The sequence below is a fragment of the Sphingomonas bisphenolicum genome, assembly GCF_024349785.1.
Lineage (GTDB): Bacteria > Pseudomonadota > Alphaproteobacteria > Sphingomonadales > Sphingomonadaceae > Sphingobium > Sphingobium bisphenolicum.
Window position 1 is genome coordinate 664,840 of record NZ_AP018818.1, and the last position, 17,661, is coordinate 682,500.

General features: G+C 57.1%; 12 protein-coding genes, 1 tRNA gene, 2 rRNA genes and 2 pseudogenes. 6 read left to right on the forward strand and 11 right to left on the reverse strand.

The window, feature by feature from the left end; all coding sequences use genetic code 11:
• The first annotated feature begins 58 nt into the window (after window positions 1-58).
• The 3 genes from SBA_RS21415 (at window position 59) to SBA_RS21425 (ending at window position 4,043) form a co-directional block, all read left to right on the forward strand.
• A complete protein-coding gene (locus SBA_RS21415; RefSeq protein ID WP_261936947.1) occupies window positions 59-2,383 on the forward strand; it encodes a TonB-dependent receptor in 2,325 nt (774 codons plus the stop codon).
• A 482-nt stretch (window positions 2,384-2,865) separates the two neighbouring features.
• On the forward strand, window positions 2,866-3,084 hold the full coding sequence (locus tag SBA_RS21420) for a hypothetical protein (RefSeq protein ID WP_261936948.1): 219 nt from the start codon (window positions 2,866-2,868) through the stop codon (window positions 3,082-3,084).
• 17 nt (window positions 3,085-3,101) lie between these two features.
• A complete protein-coding gene (locus SBA_RS21425; protein ID WP_261936949.1) occupies window positions 3,102-4,043 on the forward strand; it encodes an alpha/beta hydrolase in 942 nt (313 codons plus the stop codon).
• Between the two features lie 290 nt (window positions 4,044-4,333).
• Here the strand turns inward: SBA_RS21425 and SBA_RS21430 are convergent.
• Window positions 4,334-4,998: pseudogene (locus SBA_RS21430) on the reverse strand (IS66 family transposase); the annotation flags it as partial.
• Window positions 4,999-5,071: 73 nt separating this feature from the next.
• On the opposite strand from SBA_RS21430, the gene tnpA reads away from it, so the two are divergent.
• The 3 genes from tnpA to tnpC all read left to right on the forward strand — a co-directional run bounded on the left by tnpA (window position 5,072) and on the right by tnpC (window position 7,413).
• On the forward strand, window positions 5,072-5,455 hold the full coding sequence (gene tnpA, locus SBA_RS21435) for an IS66-like element accessory protein TnpA (RefSeq protein WP_104960067.1): 384 nt from the start codon (window positions 5,072-5,074) through the stop codon (window positions 5,453-5,455).
• Entirely contained in the window at window positions 5,452-5,799 is a 348-nt protein-coding gene (tnpB, locus tag SBA_RS21440; RefSeq protein WP_104960066.1) for an IS66 family insertion sequence element accessory protein TnpB, read from the forward strand. Before tnpA ends, tnpB begins: the two co-directional genes overlap by 4 nt.
• A 102-nt stretch (window positions 5,800-5,901) precedes the next feature.
• Window positions 5,902-7,413: an IS66 family transposase gene (gene tnpC, locus SBA_RS21445; RefSeq protein ID WP_390902434.1), complete on the forward strand. Its 1,512-nt coding sequence runs from the start codon at window positions 5,902-5,904 to the stop codon at window positions 7,411-7,413.
• Between the two features lie 24 nt (window positions 7,414-7,437).
• On the opposite strand, the pseudogene SBA_RS21450 reads toward tnpC, so the two are convergent.
• The 10 genes and pseudogenes from SBA_RS21450 to SBA_RS21495 all read right to left on the reverse strand — a co-directional run.
• Window positions 7,438-7,749, reverse strand: a pseudogene (locus SBA_RS21450) (IS66 family transposase zinc-finger binding domain-containing protein); the annotation flags it as partial.
• A gap of 104 nt (window positions 7,750-7,853) precedes the next feature.
• Window positions 7,854-8,777, reverse strand: coding sequence for a sugar phosphate isomerase/epimerase family protein (locus tag SBA_RS21455; protein ID WP_261936950.1), 924 nt, complete (start codon window positions 8,775-8,777; stop codon window positions 7,854-7,856).
• Between the two features lie 142 nt (window positions 8,778-8,919).
• Complete coding sequence (locus SBA_RS21460) at window positions 8,920-9,753, reverse strand: sugar phosphate isomerase/epimerase family protein (protein WP_261936951.1); 834 nt, start codon at window positions 9,751-9,753, stop codon at window positions 8,920-8,922.
• A 1,010-nt stretch (window positions 9,754-10,763) separates the two neighbouring features.
• The gene (locus SBA_RS21465) at window positions 10,764-11,405 is read right to left on the reverse strand and encodes a carboxylesterase family protein (protein ID WP_261936952.1); all 642 of its coding nucleotides are present in this window, start codon (window positions 11,403-11,405) and stop codon (window positions 10,764-10,766) included.
• Window positions 11,406-11,513: 108 nt separating this feature from the next.
• The gene (istB, locus tag SBA_RS21470) at window positions 11,514-12,296 is read right to left on the reverse strand and encodes an IS21-like element helper ATPase IstB (RefSeq protein ID WP_261935982.1); all 783 of its coding nucleotides are present in this window, start codon (window positions 12,294-12,296) and stop codon (window positions 11,514-11,516) included.
• Window positions 12,286-13,809 (reverse strand): IS21 family transposase, encoded by a 1,524-nt coding sequence (gene istA / locus SBA_RS21475; protein ID WP_261936876.1) that lies wholly within the window; start codon window positions 13,807-13,809, stop codon window positions 12,286-12,288. The genes istB and istA overlap by 11 nt, the downstream gene beginning before the upstream one ends.
• Before the next feature lie 94 nt (window positions 13,810-13,903).
• Window positions 13,904-14,245, reverse strand: a complete 342-nt coding sequence (locus tag SBA_RS21480) for a hypothetical protein (protein ID WP_261936953.1) — start codon at window positions 14,243-14,245, stop codon at window positions 13,904-13,906.
• A gap of 99 nt (window positions 14,246-14,344) precedes the next feature.
• Window positions 14,345-14,421, reverse strand: a tRNA-Met gene (locus SBA_RS21485).
• A 75-nt stretch (window positions 14,422-14,496) separates the two neighbouring features.
• Window positions 14,497-14,611, reverse strand: a 5S ribosomal RNA gene (gene rrf, locus SBA_RS21490).
• 142 nt (window positions 14,612-14,753) lie between these two features.
• Window positions 14,754-17,547 (reverse strand): 23S ribosomal RNA (locus SBA_RS21495).
• Between the last annotated feature and the right edge of the window lie 114 nt (window positions 17,548-17,661).

Genomic DNA, 17,661 nt, shown 5'->3' on the forward strand with positions numbered 1-17,661 from the left:
AATGATTATTGTTATTCGAAGCGCTGGCAAAGCCAGCCGGTAAAATGGGGAGGATAGCATGAAGCTTTTTCTGAGCGTCTCGGCTTTGGCCATGACGGCATCTGGCGGATCGATGACAGCATATGCGGCTGACGAGGTTCAGCAGTCCGCAGCGGCATCTGCAAGCACCGACACCGCCCCAGGAAGTGCCGACATCATCGTCACGGCGCAAAATCGTCAGCAGTCGGTGCAGGATGTGCCGATCGCGATTTCCGTGATATCAGGCGATCAGCTTGCCGCAGCGGGGGTAACCGACGTTGCGTCTGTCGAAAAAATCTCACCGTCACTCCAGATTACGAGCGACACGACCGCGACCCGCGTTACCGTGCGCGGCGTCGGTACGTTGAGCAACGGGGAAAGCCAGGACCAGTCGATAGCCGTCAATATCGATGGCGAATATATCAATCGCCCAACGATCCTGAATGCTGCGACTTTCGATATGGAGCGTGTTGAAGTGCTGCGTGGCCCGCAAGGTACGCTGTATGGCCGCAACTCGACTGGCGGTGCAGTCAACTTCATCACGCGAAAGCCCGGCAAAGATTTTGGCGTCAATGCATCGGCGACCTATGGCAATTATAATCAGGTAATCGCTCAGGGCGGCGTCGACGTACCCCTTGGTGACATCGGCGCTATCCGCGTTGCCGGCATCTATTCCGATCGTGACGGCTACAACAAGCACAACAACACATTCCTGGACCTGCCGCAGTTCACTGCACGCACGGGAAATCGCAGCGGCGATGATCATACCTGGGGTGCCCGCGCCACCCTCCGCCTGACGCCGACGGACGGGCTGACCATCGACGCGACCTACGAACATGCGGAACAGAAAATCATTCCCGCTTCGCAGGCATACGCTAATATGAACCTTCCGGGCAACGCGCCCGGCGCAAACTGTGAGTTGAACGGCTATGTTGAGGTTGGGCCGACCACACCCGGCGTCCAGTGCATTCCGCAAAACACCTCTTTCCTCGCCAAAATCAATCGCAACACCTATGATGCGCCACTGACGGGCCTGGGTATCTTCAATCTGCAGTCCGATGCCATTCGAGGTCGCTTGGCCTATGAATTCGGCCCGGCGACCCTGACCTACACCGGTGGTTATCGCACCACCCACACCGACGGTCAGTTGGGCCTCGGTCCCGCCTATGTCAGCAAAAATTGGGGCAGCGGCGTCAAGACGCACAGCCATGAGCTTCGCCTGAATGGGGATGCTGGCGGCATTCAGTGGCAGACCGGCATTTTCTACTTCAACGAAAAGCAGGAAACCGACACCGGACTGTACAATCCCTTCATCGGCGCAAACGGCAGCTACATAAATTATTTCCGGCGGCCGACGACTAGTGAGAGCTGGTCGGCATTTGGTCAGGTCGAAGTTCCGTTAACCGAAACGCTGACAGCCGTGGGCGGGCTGCGCTACACCAAGGACAAGCGCCATGCGGTGTTTAATAATTATGGCTTCCGGTTCAATTCCGGACTGGTCGAGATTACGGCCCCTGCGGCCAGCCCACTCAATCTGCGCTACAAGGGTGACCGCTTCAACTATCTGGTCGGCTTGAACTACAAACCCAATGCCGACACGTTGATCTATGGCAAAATGTCCACCGGCTACAAGGCAGGCGGCTTCGATGCTGTCGGCACTTTCAAGCCGGAAACCAACACGGCTTACGAAGGTGGCATGAAGCTCAACTTCGGTCCCGGCTCGCGACACCAGTTCAATATCGCAGGCTTCTACTACGACTATAAGGATCTTCAGAACGACGTCCTGCTGGATGCCGCGTTGGGCGCACAGACCTTCAATTCGGGTAAAGCGACGATTTATGGTGTCGAGGCGGAAGCCGTCATACAGTTGTCGGACAACGACCGTTTCAATGCGACGTTCAACTATCTATACGCAAAATATGACGAGTTCATCGCATCTTATGCGGTACTGAACCCGGCCAATCCGAACCAGACGTCTCTGCTGATCGCCGACAACCCCGATCTGGCTGGCAACCGCCTGGCCCAGACGCCGAAATTCGTCATCGGCGTTGGTTATGAGCATATTTTTGATATGGGTTCTGCCGGAACTATCACTGCCAATGCTTTCTCGCGCTTCAAAAGCGATTACTTCACGAGCTTCTTCAATTACAACGACTCGCGCCAAACGGCCTACACACAGAGCGATTTGAGCTTGGAATATAAGCCGGAGAACGGGAAATTCGGCGTGCAGGCCTTCGTCCGCAATCTGGAAAATGAACGTCCACTCGCTTTCGCCAGCTACATTGCGGCAGGCCCGGACGACATCTACAACTTCCAGTTCGGCGCACCGCGCACATATGGTGTGCGGGTGTCGGTCAACTTCTGATCTATAAATAACTGCCGCCGCACCCGCTACGGTGCGGCGGCTTTTGCTATTCGGCCTATGATCATTACAGGCCGTCCACTTTCTTCCGCGCCGCGCGACCATGTTGGCAACGCGATCGACTTACCTGCCTAGCCCGTCTGTTGTCACCGCCTTTGCAGACATGGTACCCGCCATGCGTCCAAACAATCATTCTAGTGTAAACCGTCGCTCATTGTTTGGTGGAGCGCTTGCCGCCGCGCTTATGACGGTCCACGCATCGGCGGAACAACAGTCAACTGTTGCTGATGCAAAAACGACAACATCAAATCAGGTGACATTGGGCTTGCGTCGCTATCAATTGGACCTTCACGGAGGACATGTACGTCAACATGGCCTTCCCGCCAGACGCCGAGGTCCGCGTCCTGGCGACAGCTTATGGCTACGCCCCCGCAAAAGCAGCGCCGAAATATTTCGAGTGAGTCTATATCTCAGAAAAGAAGGTGATGAAGGGCATCAACGCCAGCCATCCACAAATATGGTTGCAGGATTACCGCAAAGGCCGCGTGTTCTCGATCACGTTGGGCTACGGACCCGACACGCTGATGTGTGACGGCGTTAAAACGCTGTCGATGCGACGAACCGAATTCGCGGCAACCGGGAAAGTGAGGTTGGCGCCGTTCGACAAGGCTAGAGAACTTTTAGCACCGGACAATTTCCGATAATAAAGAGAGGCTTTGATATGATGCGGTCAATCGTTTTTGCAGCCATCGCGTTAAGCTTGTCGATACCTGCAATGGCAGCCAAACCTGCGGTATGGAATCCGCCTAAGCCCACGCGGCTGCCAACCCCTTCCGAGCCGACCGCGATAGCGCTTTATGGAAATGCGGCGCCGGGTTCGGAAAAGGCAACGCAAAAAGAGACTTGGGAAAGTGTCGCCGACGATTATTGGGTCCGCAATGTAACGAAGCCCACGATAACGCCATTTTTCCCAAAAGCGGCAAATGCGACCGGTGCAGCGGTGATCGTGGCACCCGGAGGCGGGTTCGAATTCCTGTCGATCAAGAATGAGGGCACGCGTGTCGCGCAAGCGCTGGCAGATCGCGGCGTTGCGGCTTTTGTTCTTAAATATCGCGTATTGCCGACGCCGGAAAACAACGCCGAATTTATGTCAGCGCTCACAGCCCGGATTGGCGCGCCCGGTGATGAACGGGCGAGCAGTGCCCGGATTGGTTCTGGGGTCGAACGTGCTCGCCCCGATGCGCAGGCCGCGCTGCGCCTGATCAGGACCAATGCGGCAAAATGGGGCATCGACCCCAAACGTATCGGCATCCTCGGCTTTTCCGCGGGCGCATTTACGACCATGGCGACCGCATTGGCCGACGCGCCTGGCGCGCAGCCCGACTTCATTGCACCTATTTACGGAGCAATGATCGCCGTCACACCTCCGGCCAAGCCGCAACCGATGTTTGTTGCGCTGGCGGGTGACGATCCGCTGTTCGGCCATCAGGGCTTTGGATTAGTCGAAAGCTGGAAAAAGGCAGGCGGGTCGGTCGAACTGCATTTCTATTCAGGCGGCGGCCACGGCTTCGGGGCGAGTAAGAGAAATACGACAAGCGATATGTGGTTCGACCAGTTCATGGACTGGATGAAAGCGAAGGGCTTCTTAAAGCCGAAACAATAGCACATAGTGACAGGGCGCGCCGTACTGCGGCAAGCCCTGTTTTTCGTTCAATATTCGAACGTCTCGCTCATCGTCCGATACGGCTCCGACGGGCGTGCTCCCATCGCCCGGTAGGTGTTGTTGAGAACAGTGACGGGCGTCGGCCTTTGGCATGAGCGCTGGCTCGCCGGACTCTGCCAGAGCGAACGGGAACATGGTTTCGGTGGGCATAACCCAACCCGTCATCAACCCGTTTCGCTACGTCCTTCAACTCATCACCCGAGTTGATCGTAAGCGTGGCCTGAGTACCGCTATGCGGCTTGAGCGACGTCTTGCTCGCTCGGATGCCAATTCCACGGCATGAGCTCATCCCAGCGAGTAACGGGCCAGTCGCCAGCGATTTTCTCGATGACATCGGCTTGCTTCTGTCCTGGCGATGCCGGCGGCGTTGGTCAGGCGGCTGCCCGCGTAACTCTTCCTCGATCCGGTAGAGAGCGGCGATCCGATCCAGCAGGTTGCTGGTCAACGGCGTCGGGCTGGTGGCGTGGTTCTCGAATATCTTGCGCCGGAAATGCGCCCAGCAGGCGACTTCCTGGATGCGGTTGCTCCTGTAGAGCTTGTCAAAGCCAGCATAGGCATCAGCTTGCAGCAGCCCGGTAAAGTCCTTGAGCCCGCTTTGCGGGTGGATGCCGCTGCGGTCGGGGGTGAAGCGATACCAGGTCAGCGCGGGCGTGGATGCGCCAGCGGCACGATCATCGACGACATAGGCCCAGAGCCTTGCCTGGACCGTCTTGCCCTTGCCGGGCATCAGCATGGGCACGGGCGTGTCATCGACATGGATCTTGCCGGCCTTGATCCCTTCCTCCCGGATGCGACTGACGATCGGATCAAGCAGATGTGCGGCCTGTGCTGCGTAAGCGGGGTCTGACGGCCGCCTTGCATGCCGGGCATTCGCCGGGATGATTGCCGCTCTTTGAGCGGGGTGGCGGGTGTCGGACGAGATCGGGGATTCAGCGAGCTGTGCAGCGACTACTCATACGAGCGGTCGTATGAGTAGTCGGATAGAAGTCGTTAGCCGGGTGTCGGGCCGGCGGCGCTGGACGGTGGATCAGAAGCTGGCCGTGCTGCGGGATGCATTTGGCCCGGAGGGCTGCGTGCGCGCGGCCTGTGAACGCCATGATGTCGGCAGCGGATCGATCTACACGTGGCGGCGACAGGCGATGTCCGGTGAACTGGCCGGGGTACGCAAGCCGATCGAGCCCGTTTTTGCGGAGGTGCAGATCAGCGAGCAGCCAGCCTTGCCCGCCCCAACGCTCGCGGCGCGCAGCGGCAGCGTGATTGGCATCGAGCTGCCGTCAGGTATCAGGGTGAGCGTGGATGCCACGGTCGATGCCGATGCCCTGTCGCGGGTGATCGGTGTCCTGACACGATGATCCCGCTGCCACCATCGACGCGGATATTCCTGGCCTGCGGCGCGACAGATATGCGCAAGGGTTTTGACGGCCTTGCCGTGATGACGCAGCAGGTCCTGGAGCAAAGCCCGCATTCCGGCGCGCTATTCGTCTTTCGCGGCAAGCGCGGCGATCTGGTGAAGCTGCTCTGGTATGACGGCCAGGGCATGTGCCTGTTCTCCAAGCGGATGGACCGAGGGCGCTTTGTGTGGCCGTCGACGAAGATGGGGTCGGTGGTGATGACCGCAGCCCAGCTTTCGATGCTATTGGAAGGCATCGACTGGCGGCGACCGGAACGCACTTTCACCCCTTCATTGGCGGGGTAAAGCGCCCATTTTCTGGCACTTTTATTAGCATTTTTGCTGCTGATCTGCTATGTAAATGCAGTGTCGGACCCAGGCCTTTCCACCCCTGATAAAGACGCTCGGATCGCCGAGCTTGAAGCCGCATTGGCCGCCGCCCATGCCGATATTTCCGCCCGCGACATCCTGATCGACACGCTGCGCGTGCAGATCGCGCGCCTCAAGCGGATGCAGTTCGGCAAGTCGTCTGAGAAGCTCGATACCCAGATTGCTCAGCTTGAGCTGGCCCTTGAAGAGCTCGAAGGCGAGGCCATCGTCGCCGCCGCGCGTCGAGGCGATCCGGTAGCCGTCGATCGGCCATCACCGGTTCGGACGCTGCCAGCTCATTTGCCGCGCGAGGAGCAGCGGATCGAGCCCGATCAGGGTAACTGCACCTGTCCCGACTGCGGCGGCGCGTTGCGGCCGCTGGGGCAGGATAGCGACGAGATGCTCGATGCCGTGCCGGTGCAGTGGCGCGTCGTTCGGACCATCCGCCCCAAGTATAGCTGCCGGTCCTGCGAGAAGATCGTGCAGGCGCCCGCGCCGGTAAAGGCGATAGCGCGGGGCAAGGCGACCTTCGGCACGCTGGCCCATGTCGTCGTCTCCAAGTTCGACCATCATCTGCCGCTTTACCGTCAGGCCGAGATAATGGCCGCCCAAGGCATCGAGATCGACCGCTCGACGCTGGCAGGGTGGGTCGGGCAAGCATCCGTGCTGCTCGACCCGATCGTCAGTCGCATCCGCGAGGTCGGACTGACGGCTTCAAAGATTCACACCGACGATACGCCGGTCCCTATGCTCGATCCGGGACGTGGCAAGACGGCAACCGGCAGGCTCTGGGCCTATGCCGTCGACGATCGCGGTTCTGGTGCGACCTCACCGCCGTTGGTCTGGTATGAGTTCACCACCGACCGGACAGGCGCACATCCCCAACGGCAGCTGGCCAGTTTCACCGGCTATCTTCAGGCGGACGGCTATGCCGGATACGACAAGCTCTACGACACCAACCGCGTCACCGAGGTCGCCTGCTGGGCGCATTTCCGCCGCAAGATATTCGACATCCACGCGACCAAGCCGACACCGCTCACCACTGATCTGCTGGAACGCATCGGCCAACTCTATGAGATCGAAGCAGAGGTTCGCGGCCATCAGCCTGATATCCGACGACGAAGCCGACAGGACCGCACCAAGCCATTGATCGACGAACTGCACGAGGCGCTCGACGATGCGCTGCGCCGTCTTTCGCCCAAGTCGGAGATGGCCAAGGCGATCGCTTATGGCCGCAAGCGCTGGGTCGCGCTCACGCGCTTCCTCGACGATGGCCGACTGGAGATTGATAACAACATTGCGGAGCGCGCCATGCGCTGCGTGGCCCTGGGCCGCAAAAACTGGCTGTTTGCAGGATCAAAGGCGGGCGGTGATCAGGCCGCTGCCATCTACTCCATCATCGAGACTGCCAAGCTCAATGGCCTCGAACCGCAGGCCTACATCGCCGATGTCATCGCCAAGATCGCTGGCGACTGGCCTGCCGCGCGCTGGGATGAACTCATGCCTTGGAACTGGCAGCCAGATCAGCAACCGATCGCCGAAGCCGCCTGATCTGCGGCCTCCAGCCCACGCTTACTGTGCTGCCCAGCCTGCCAGCGTCGATCGGCCGATATCGAGGCCTTGTGCCGCCATCATCTCGGCCTGGCGATAGAGGGGGAGATGATGATCGAACTTGGCGACGACGACATGGGCGAGTGTGGCGAAGCTGGCCTTGCCCTGGGCAATCGCCTTTACGGGCGCCGGGGCTTGCACGATCTGCTCGCAGGATCGGCAGCTATATTTAGGACGGACAGTGCGGATGACGCGCCATTGCACCGGCGCGACATCGAGCATCTCGTCGCTGTCCTGCCCGAGCGGGCGCAGGGCGCCTCCACAGGAAGGACAGGTGGGTTGGTAAATTCCGCCTGCTTTCCTCTGATCCCCTACGTCCGATGCCGAAAATGCATGATGTGTAAACTCTGGCGCCTATTCCATATCCTGATGACTGGCGTTCAGTCGTAGATCGGCCGTAATTCGTTATCAAGGTAATAGCGCGTCAGCGCCATCGAAGCGAGCAGGTCCGGCGAGCCATCATATTCGATAGACATCCAGCCCTTGAAGTCGTGCTGCTTAAGCAGCCGATAGAGGCCCTTCAGATCAAGTTCGCCCTGGCCCGGCTCCCAGAACCAGCGTGTACCGTCATCGGTGATTTCGGGATCTTGGGCATAGCGCACGCTGTCGGGCTGCTTTGCAGAAGCCGTATCCTTGAGGTGAAACGTACTGATGCGTTCATGATAGTCGCTGTAGAACTTCAGCAAATCTTCGCCCATGATCGCGATCTGCGCGGCATCGATGCAGTAATGTACCAGCTTCGGATCTGTCAGCTCGATCAGTTCACGATGGTTCGGCAGATTGATCGCGCAAAAGAACTCATTATGCAGGCCGATTTTTACCCCGTTATCGGTCGCATAGCGGCCGATCTCGTTCATTACCTTGGCACATTGCTGCACCTCTTCCCTGCTTAAAGGCCCCGTTCCATAATAATTCTGGGTCGGGCAGGTGTTCATATAGGTGCCACCGAACTTCACGATCGTGTCGACGGCCTCGCGCCCGGAGCGAACGGCCTCCTCAAAATGATCTTGTGCATGGGAAGCATGTGCGCCGTGGAACATTCCAATCACGCTCACGCCGCGATCTTTTGCGAATTGAGTGAAATTTTCAGGCGAACCGAACAGCGGCAGGATATCCGCCAAGTCCCAGGGCGCGATTTCGATCCCGTCAAAGCCAAGTGCAGACTGGTATTTCAGGATATGATCCCAACTGGAATAATATGCACTATTGGTATTGTCTTCATAGTAGAATTCGCGAAAGTTCTTGATCTTCCGATATGGAATTGCTTTCCAGTGGGCCATATTGGCATAGCGAATATTTGACATCGCGGCGTCTCCGTCCGACTTATTTCTGAAATTGGTTAAGCAAGGCGCGGATTCTTAGCAGCGCACGAAAAGGATCTCTCGTCTGGCGGGCGCTGCAGATGACCGGTCCTCGATAGTTCAGCTTGTCGAGCAACGCGGTGACTTACACCAGATCGACCGATCCAGTCCCCGGATCGCGGAAGACCTGCGTTGCATAATCGCTCGGGAACTCGGGATTGGGCGTTTTCCAAACCTGTTGCGTATCGACGAAGTTAGTATCGGTCAGATGCACGCAGCCGATCCGATCGATCTGCGTCTCAAGAAAATTCGCAGCCGAGCCCCCTGCTACGAACAGGCTTGCCGTGTCGAGGTCCAGCTTCGCATTGTCGGGCAGCGCATCGACCAGCGGTAGAACCCTCTCGCCACCAAACAAACTCCAATATTCGTTGCGAACAACGAGCGTGACCCCAAGTTCGCTCGCCTTGGAGGCAAGCCCTCCTAGCAGTTCGATCGTACGCGCGGTGAAGGTCTCTTTCATATTCTCAATATCAGGATGATATTGCGCGATGCGCCCGTAGTAGGGCGAAGGGCTGATGGCGAAGTAATCGGCGTCCAGGTCCGCTGCATGGGCCAGAGCTTCGTTAGCGAAATGGCCGGTCGCACCGAAATAGAAATTGAGATTGTCGTTGCGCATGAACATGTTGGGATCGAAGGTGATCCCAGTGACATGGTTAATTCCGCTTACGCTAAGAAGCGAGCGATAATTAGCCGCATTGCCGTACTTGGTGTTCACGCAATAGCGGTTGAATGGTACGCCGCTACGGCCGCCGAATTGCCAAACCGGTTCATAGGGAATCTCTATACCTGAGAAGCCGGATGCAGAGATCAGCTTGTAAAGCTCCTCCCAGAAATACCTGCTTTCGTACCGGTTGCGGTTAGGCTCTTGGTAATGGCGATTGATCAGATCGAGGCTTATCGCGATCGCATTTCTGTTCATGACTGGCTTCAGGCTCCTCGAACAGCTGCGCTTAACATCGCACAGCTCTATCAATTGCGTGATAATCCCCCGCTATGAAATGTCCTTCAGCCATTCAAATTGGAAAAGGGATAACGAGCAATCCGCAAAAATTGAACTAGAACGCCTATACTAATAAAGGGTTGCAGTCAAGACTGGAATGAACTGATGCGGTGGATGCCTCCCTTCACCGGACATCGTATGATGCTCATTGGCGTCATAGGAGGAGCATATGGCGAATGCTCACATGCTGTCGATCGACCTGGCGAAGCGCAGCTTCCAGGTCTGTGCCACTGATCCAGCAGGGTCGGTTCTATATAATAGGACGATCTCGGCCCAAACTGGGGATACTGCTCAAGGAGCAGCCGCGCTGTATCGTCACTATTAAAATGGCGCGGACAATCTGGGCGATGATGACCCGCGAGGAAGACTATCGTTTGGCGTGATGGTGTAACTGCCATAGCGCTCGGAGCCTCGATCCCGACAAGGAGATCGACTGATACTATGCGGCAAGGGCTTCAATGTTCACGATACGGCTAACCAGTCCCGGGGCGAGAGCAAACCAAGCTCGCTGAACCGATGTGGCCCAGATCGCTCGAACTGCATAACGGCTCATGGCGACAGCAAGCCACCCAAGCGGCCTGACACGCGACCGATGAAGCGCTCTGTCAAGCAAAGTCTCAGAAAATCACATTGCAATCTGGAAGGCATCCACACACGAGCGGCAATCAACCCTTCATCGCGTAACTGCGCAGGGCAGCCTCGGCGCCGTGGTTACGATCGCCTCGTAGCTAATGTCATTGCGCTTGGGCCACCACATTGGCGAGTTCGATGAAACAAGTGATTTCTGCCCGCGCAGCAGGCGCGGTTTTTCTGGCCTGGTGATGAATCTACATCATCACGACACTGCTTCAGCATGGGCGACAAAGGGCCAAGCGTGATCCGCGACGTCACTCTTCGTCATGTACCAACAATATCTTAGAACAAGACACCTAAAAAAGTGACAATTTTCCACCCGCTTTCAGATATGCCTGAAATGTCGCTAGTCTCGCTGGCGATGAAACGGCGGGACGGGGACCGAGAGTATCGCCCAATCCCATTACAAGTGAGCCATCGGCGGTAAGACGCGCCCAGGACGATGTTCCTGTCGCCGGCGATCCATTTTTCATAAAGGCGATCAGATGATCCTGCAGTTGTAGTGAGACAGTCGCATCCTTTCCTGTGAACGTTCGTGGCCCCATGCCGAGATTGCCAAAAAGATAAGGAATGCTCGCCGTATGAAATGCGCCAAAGGCTGTTCCTCCTATCGCGGCAGGATAAGGATGGTCGTAGAGATAGGGATAAACTGGCTGGCCCGAACTACCCACTCGATCCCTTGTCCATACCAAAAGATTTGCCATGTAACGATCGCGGCTGATCTCTTTGACGGAAAGGTCGATCTCGGTATTTGTTGAGTGCGGATAGAGCACGAGAAAGCGATCTGCAAAATCACCGTAGCGACTTTTCACATATTCCTCGAATGCCGCTGGACTTTTCGGCACGCCGAACACAGTTCCTTCATCCGCATTGAAACCGGTCATCAGCGGCACGTTGGACATGATTGGCGCGCTGCCAATGCCCGGATCATTAGCCACCACAACGCCGTCGTTATTGGGCGCTGTTGATTGCTGCTGAGAAGTGACCCGGGGTTTTCATCGAGAAGTGACCCACCTTGCGATTATGTTTCGGATGTCAGGGGTGGGTCAAGATGGGGTTTTCTCCTTTCTGGTTTTGGGCTGCTGAGCCGAGCTGTTCTTGAAGCGGAAGCTGTCGTTCCCGGTCTCAAGGATGTGGCAGTGATGGGTGAGCCGATCGAGGAGCGCGGTGGTCATTTTGGCGTCACCGAAGACGGTGGCCCATTCGCTGAAGCTCAGGTTAGTGGTGATGATGACGCTGGTGCGCTCGTAGAGTTTGCTCAGCAGGTGGAACAGCAGTGCACCGCCTGAGGCGCTGAACGGCAGATAGCCAAGTTCGTCGAGGATCACGAGATCGGAGTGGGCGAGCCTTCCGGCGATCTGGCCCGCCTTGCCCTGGGCCTTCTCCTGTTCGAGCGCGTTGACGAGCTCGACCGTGGAGAAGAACCGCACCCGTTTGCGGTGATGCTCGATGGCCTGGACGCCCAGGGCCGTGGCGATATGGGTCTTGCCCGTGCCGGGGCCGCCGACCAGCACGATATTGTCGGCAACATCCATAAACTCGCAGCGGTGGAGCTGGCGAACCAGCGCCTCGTTGACCTCGCTGCTGGCAAAGTCGAAGCCCGCTAGGTCGCGATAGGCTGGGAACCGTGCGGCCTTGAGCTGATAGGATACCGATCGCACCTCCCGTTCGGCGGTCTCCGCCTTGAGCAGTTGTGACAGGATCGGAACCGCCGCATCGAACGCTGGCGCGCCCTGCTCCATGAGATCGGTGACGGCCTGAGCCATGCCATGCATCTTGAGGCTGCGCAGCATGACGATGATGGCGCCGCTGGCGGGATCATGACGCATGGCGGTTCTCCCGACGCAGGGCGTCATAGCGTTCCACATTGGCCATCGGCTCGCTGACCAGTCTTAGCGCCTGTGGCGCCGTGATCGGCGGTGTTGTCAGCGGCTTACCGTCGATCAGCCGGTGCAAAAGGTTGAGGATATGAGTCTTGGTCGGAACACCGGCCTCCAGCGCCATGGTGACCGCCATCAGCACGACCTGCTCATCATGATGCAGCACCAGCGCAAGAATCTCGACCATCTCCCTGTCGCCGCCGGGGGATCGCAGCAGATGGCGCTGTAACCGCTGGAAGGCCTCAGGCATCTCGAGGAACGGCGCGCCGTTGCGCAGGGCGCCAGGCTTGCGCTGGACGACCGCCAGATAATGGCGCCAGTCATAAACAGTGCGTCCCGGCCCATCATGGGATCGATCGATGATCCGCTGATGTTCACATAGCAGCTGCCCCTCTGCGACGACGAGGAAGCGGTCCGGGTAGAGCCGCACGCTGACAGGACGGTTGGCGAAGGACGCCGGAACGCTGTAGCGATTACGCTCCAGATGGACGAGGCAGGTCGGTGAGACCCGCTTGCCATACTCGACGAAGCCGTCGAACGGCCGTCCCATCGGCATCAGGCTCGCCACCTCATCGGCCCAGGCATCGGCGACCGAACCAAGCTCAACACCATGTGGGATATCCTGCCACAGCGCCTTGCAGCGCGCTTCAAGCCAGATGTTCAACGCGTCGAGCGTCTCGGTCTGGGGAACAGGCTGCCAGAGCCGATGGCGCGCATCCTGCACGTTCTTCTCGACCTGGCCCTTCTCCCAGCCCGCTGCCGGATTACAGAACTCGGCCTCGAACAGATAATGGCTGACCATCGTCAGGAAGCGGGCATTGACGGTCCGTTCCTTGCCGCGTCCGACCTTGTCGACCGCGGTGCGCATGTTGTCGTAGATGCCGCGCCGCGGCACCCCGCCCAGCACGCGGAACGCATGATTATGGGCATCGAACAGCATCTCGTGGGTCTGAAGGAGATAGGCCCGCACGAAGAAGGCACGGCTGTAGCTGAGCTTGAAGTGCGCCACCTGCAGCTTGGTGCGCACGCCATCGATGATCGCCCAGTCCTCGCTCCAGTCGAACTGGAACGCCTCACCCGGCGCAAACGACAGCGGCACGAAGGTGCCGCGTCCGCTCACCTGCTGCTGCCGGCGATAATCATCGCGCCAGGCACGAGCAAAGGCCGCGACACGGCCATAGGATCCATCAAAGCCCAGGCTCACCAGATCGGCATGCAACTGCTTCACGGTTCGCTTCTGCTTGCGCGAACGGCCCATCTCTCGTCTGAGCCAGGTCGTCAGTCGCTCGACGAACGGGTCCAGCTTGCTCGGCCGCTCAGGCACCTTGAACTGCGGCTCGACTGTGTCCGACCGCAGATACTTACGGACGCTGTTGCGGGATAGACCGGTGCGCTTGGCTATCTCCCGGATCGACAGATGATCGCGGTAATGCCAGCGCCGGATAACGCTCAATAATGCCATGTCCAACACTCCATGGTCCCCCGCTCAAAGCCAGGGACGTGTTCAAACATGGGTCACTTCTCAGTGGAAATTACTGGCTTCCCCGGGTCACTTCTCAGCAGCAATCAACAATCTGATCTTGCGAGGCGGTGCCGCAGAGAAGATCAATGCCAAGATGGTTGCTCTTGAAGCGCGGCAGAAAGATCTCGAGTGCGAGCTGGAACTGAGCGAGGCGCCGCCTCCGATACTGCACCCAAACATGGCGGTTCATTATCATCGACAACTCGATGGGCTGCACGCAGCTATCCTGGGTATGGACGAAGGCTCGCGTCTCCAGGCACGCGAGATCCTGCATTCCATGCTTAAGTCGATCTCGATTTCGCCGGAAGGGGAAGACCATACGAAAATCGATATTCGCGGCGATCTTGCTGGCATTATCGCGATCTGCCGACAGCAAAAAGGCCGCCCAAAGGCAGCCGTGAACGGTACTATCGCTTATCCGGATGAGAGATCATTGGTGTCAGACTACATTATCCCCGGTAAATGTAGTTTGAGTTGGTTGCGGGAGCAGGATTTGAACCTGCGACCTTCAGGTTATGAGCCTGACGAGCTACCGGGCTGCTCCATCCCGCGCCAGAGGCACGACCAGAGATCGCAAAAGACGTTGTGAATGGGTTTTTGTGTTCCGATATATGCGCGAGCTTCAATGCCTGGCGACGCCCTACTCTTCCAGTGCTTGAGCAATAGTACCATCGGCGCAGACTGGTTTCACGGCCGAGTTCGGGATGGGATCGGGTGGGTCACAGACGCTATGGTCACCAAGCAATGAAGCTGGCGCATATATGGGTTTTTGATCGATGCCGTGCACATTTTGGTTCGTATATAAACATATATCTGGGCTGGCTTAACAACCTACGATCGCTGACATGCGCTGGAGACCAGTGCTGTCGTTGATGGTGGGACTCTTAAGCGCGAATAGGACAATTAGTATCGGTTAGCTTCATGCGTTACCGCACTTCCACATCCGATCTATCAAGGTCGTGGTCTTCGACCGTCCTAAGAAATCTTATCTTGAGGGAGGCTTCCCGCTTAGATGCTTTCAGCGGTTATCCCGTCCATACATAGCTACCCAGCTGCGCTCCTGGCGGAACGACTGGTACACCAGAGGTATGTTCAACCCGGTCCTCTCGTACTAGGGTCAACTCCTCTCAAATTTCGACGCCCACGGCAGATAGGGACCAAACTGTCTCGCGACGTTCTGAACCCAGCTCACGTACCACTTTAATTGGCGAACAGCCAAACCCTTGGGACCTGCTCCAGCCCCAGGATGTGATGAGCCGACATCGAGGTGCCAAACGATTCCGTCGATATGAGCTCTTGGGAATCATCAGCCTGTTATCCCCGGCGTACCTTTTATCCGTTGAGCGATGGCCCTTCCACGAGGGACCACCGGATCACTATGACCGACTTTCGTCTCTGCTCGACTTGTCAGTCTCGCAGTCAGGCGGGCTTATGCCATTGCACTCTAACAGACGGTTTCCAACCGTCCTGAGCCCACCATCGCGCGCCTCCGTTACTCTTTAGGAGGCGACCGCCCCAGTCAAACTACCCACCACAGAGGGTCCCTGTACCGGATAACGGTACGAGGTTAGACATCAGAAAACAGCAGGGTGGTATTTCACCTATGGCTCCACATCAACTGGCGTCGATGCTTCAAAGCCTCCCACCTATGCTACACAGCTCTTTCCTAATGCCACTCTGAAGTTGCAGTAAAGGTGCACGGGGTCTTTCCGTCTAACCGCGGGTACTCCGCATCTTCACGGAGAATTCAATTTCGCTGAGCATATCCTGGAGACAGTGGGGAAGTCGTTACGCCATTCGTGCAGGTCGGAACTTACCCGACAAGGAATTTCGCTACCTTAGGACCGTTATAGTTACGGCCGCCGTTTACCTGGGCTTCAATTCAGAGCTTGCACTCCTCCTCTTAACCTTCAGGCACCGGGCAGGCGTCAGGCCCTATACGTCGTCTTGAAGCCGACTTAGCAGAGCCCTGTGTTTTTGCTAAACAGTCGCTACCCCCTGGCCTGTGCCCCCCATCAGAACTTGCGTTTAGATGGGGCCTCCTTCTTCCGAAGGTACGGAGGCAATTTGCCGAGTTCCTTCAGGATACTTCTCTCAAACGCCTTGGTATACTCTACCATTCCACCTGTGTCGGTTTAGGGTACGGTCTATACGGAGGGGCTATTTCCTGGGACACCTTCCCAGCCAGGAGCAATCCAATAAGCCCTGACCAGTTACGGCATCCGTCACACACCTCCAGGCCCACGAATATTAACGTGGTTCCCATCGACTACCCCCTTCGGGCTCGTCTTAGGGGCCGGCTTACCCTGCTCAGATTAGCTTTAAGCAGGAACCCTTGGAATTTCGGCGACAGTGCATCTCACACTGTTAATCGCTACTCATGTCTGCATTCGCACTTCCGATACCTCCACGGTCGGTTACCCTTCCGCTTCAACGGCCTACGGAACGCTCCGCTACCGCGTGATCATAAGATCACACCCTAAGCTTCGGTGCATCACTTTAGCCCCGTTACATCTTCGCCGCAGGATCTCTTATTTAGACCAGTGAGCTGTTACGCTTTCTTTAAAGGATGGCTGCTTCTAAGCCAACCTCCTGGTTGTTTTGGAAATCCCACATGCTTTCCCACTTAGTGATGACTTGGGGACCTTAGCTGTAGGTTAGGGCTGTTTCCCTTTTGACGACGGACCTTAGCACCCGCCGTCTGTCTGCCGGACTAGACTCGTTGGTATTCGGAGTTTGGTTAGTATTGGTAGATCTCGCGACCCCCGCAACCATCCAGTGCTCTACCCCCAACGGCAATCATCCGACGCTCTACCTCAATAGATTTCGCGGAGAACCAGCTATTTCCCGGCTTGATTGGCCTTTCACCCCTAAGCACAACTCATCCGACAATTTTTCAACATTGAACGGTTCGGTCCTCCAGTGCGTGTTACCGCACCTTCAACCTGGTCATGCATAGATCGCCGGGTTTCGGGTCTAATGCATCAAACTATGGTCGCCCTATTCAGACTCGCTTTCGCTGCGCCTACACCTAACGGCTTAAGCTTGCTTGATACACTAAGTCACAGACCCATTATGCAAGAGGTACGCGGTCAGGTCTCAAGGACCCTCCCACTGCTTGTAGGCATCCGGTTTCAGGTACTGTTTCACTCCCCTCATCGGGGTGCTTTTCACCTTTCCCTCACGGTACTGGTTCACTATCGGTCATGTACGAGTATTTAGGCTTGGAGGGTGGTCCCCCCATGTTCAGACAGAGTTTCACGTGCTCCGCCCTACTCAAGTCCTGAGATATCATTTTCGCATACGGGGCTGTCACCCGCTATGGCGTCCCTTTCCAGAGACTTCTGCTAATTATATCCCAGGCGCTGGCCTGGTCCGCGTTCGCTCGCCACTACTAACGGAATCTCGGTTGATGTCTTTTCCTCCGGGTACTGAGATGTTTCAGTTCTCCGGGTTCGCTTCACCAAAGCCTATTTTATTCAGCTTAGTGATACCTCTCCCATTTAACACGGATCCTGATTGCTCAGGACCAGTCTTAAATGGTGAAGGTGGGTTATCCCATTCGGAAATCGCGGGATCAAAGCCTGCTCACGGCTCCCCCACGCTTATCGCAGCGTGCCACGTCCTTCATCGCCTGTACATGCCAAGGCATTCACCAGATGCCCTTACCTCACGCTTGAGAGTCCACACCACCAACGACAATACTGGGTAGCATTTGCCGTCAGCTGTATCGGTGTGGTTATTAAACTCAGCCAGATAATCTTGTGTGTACGACATTTGATCGATCGTCCG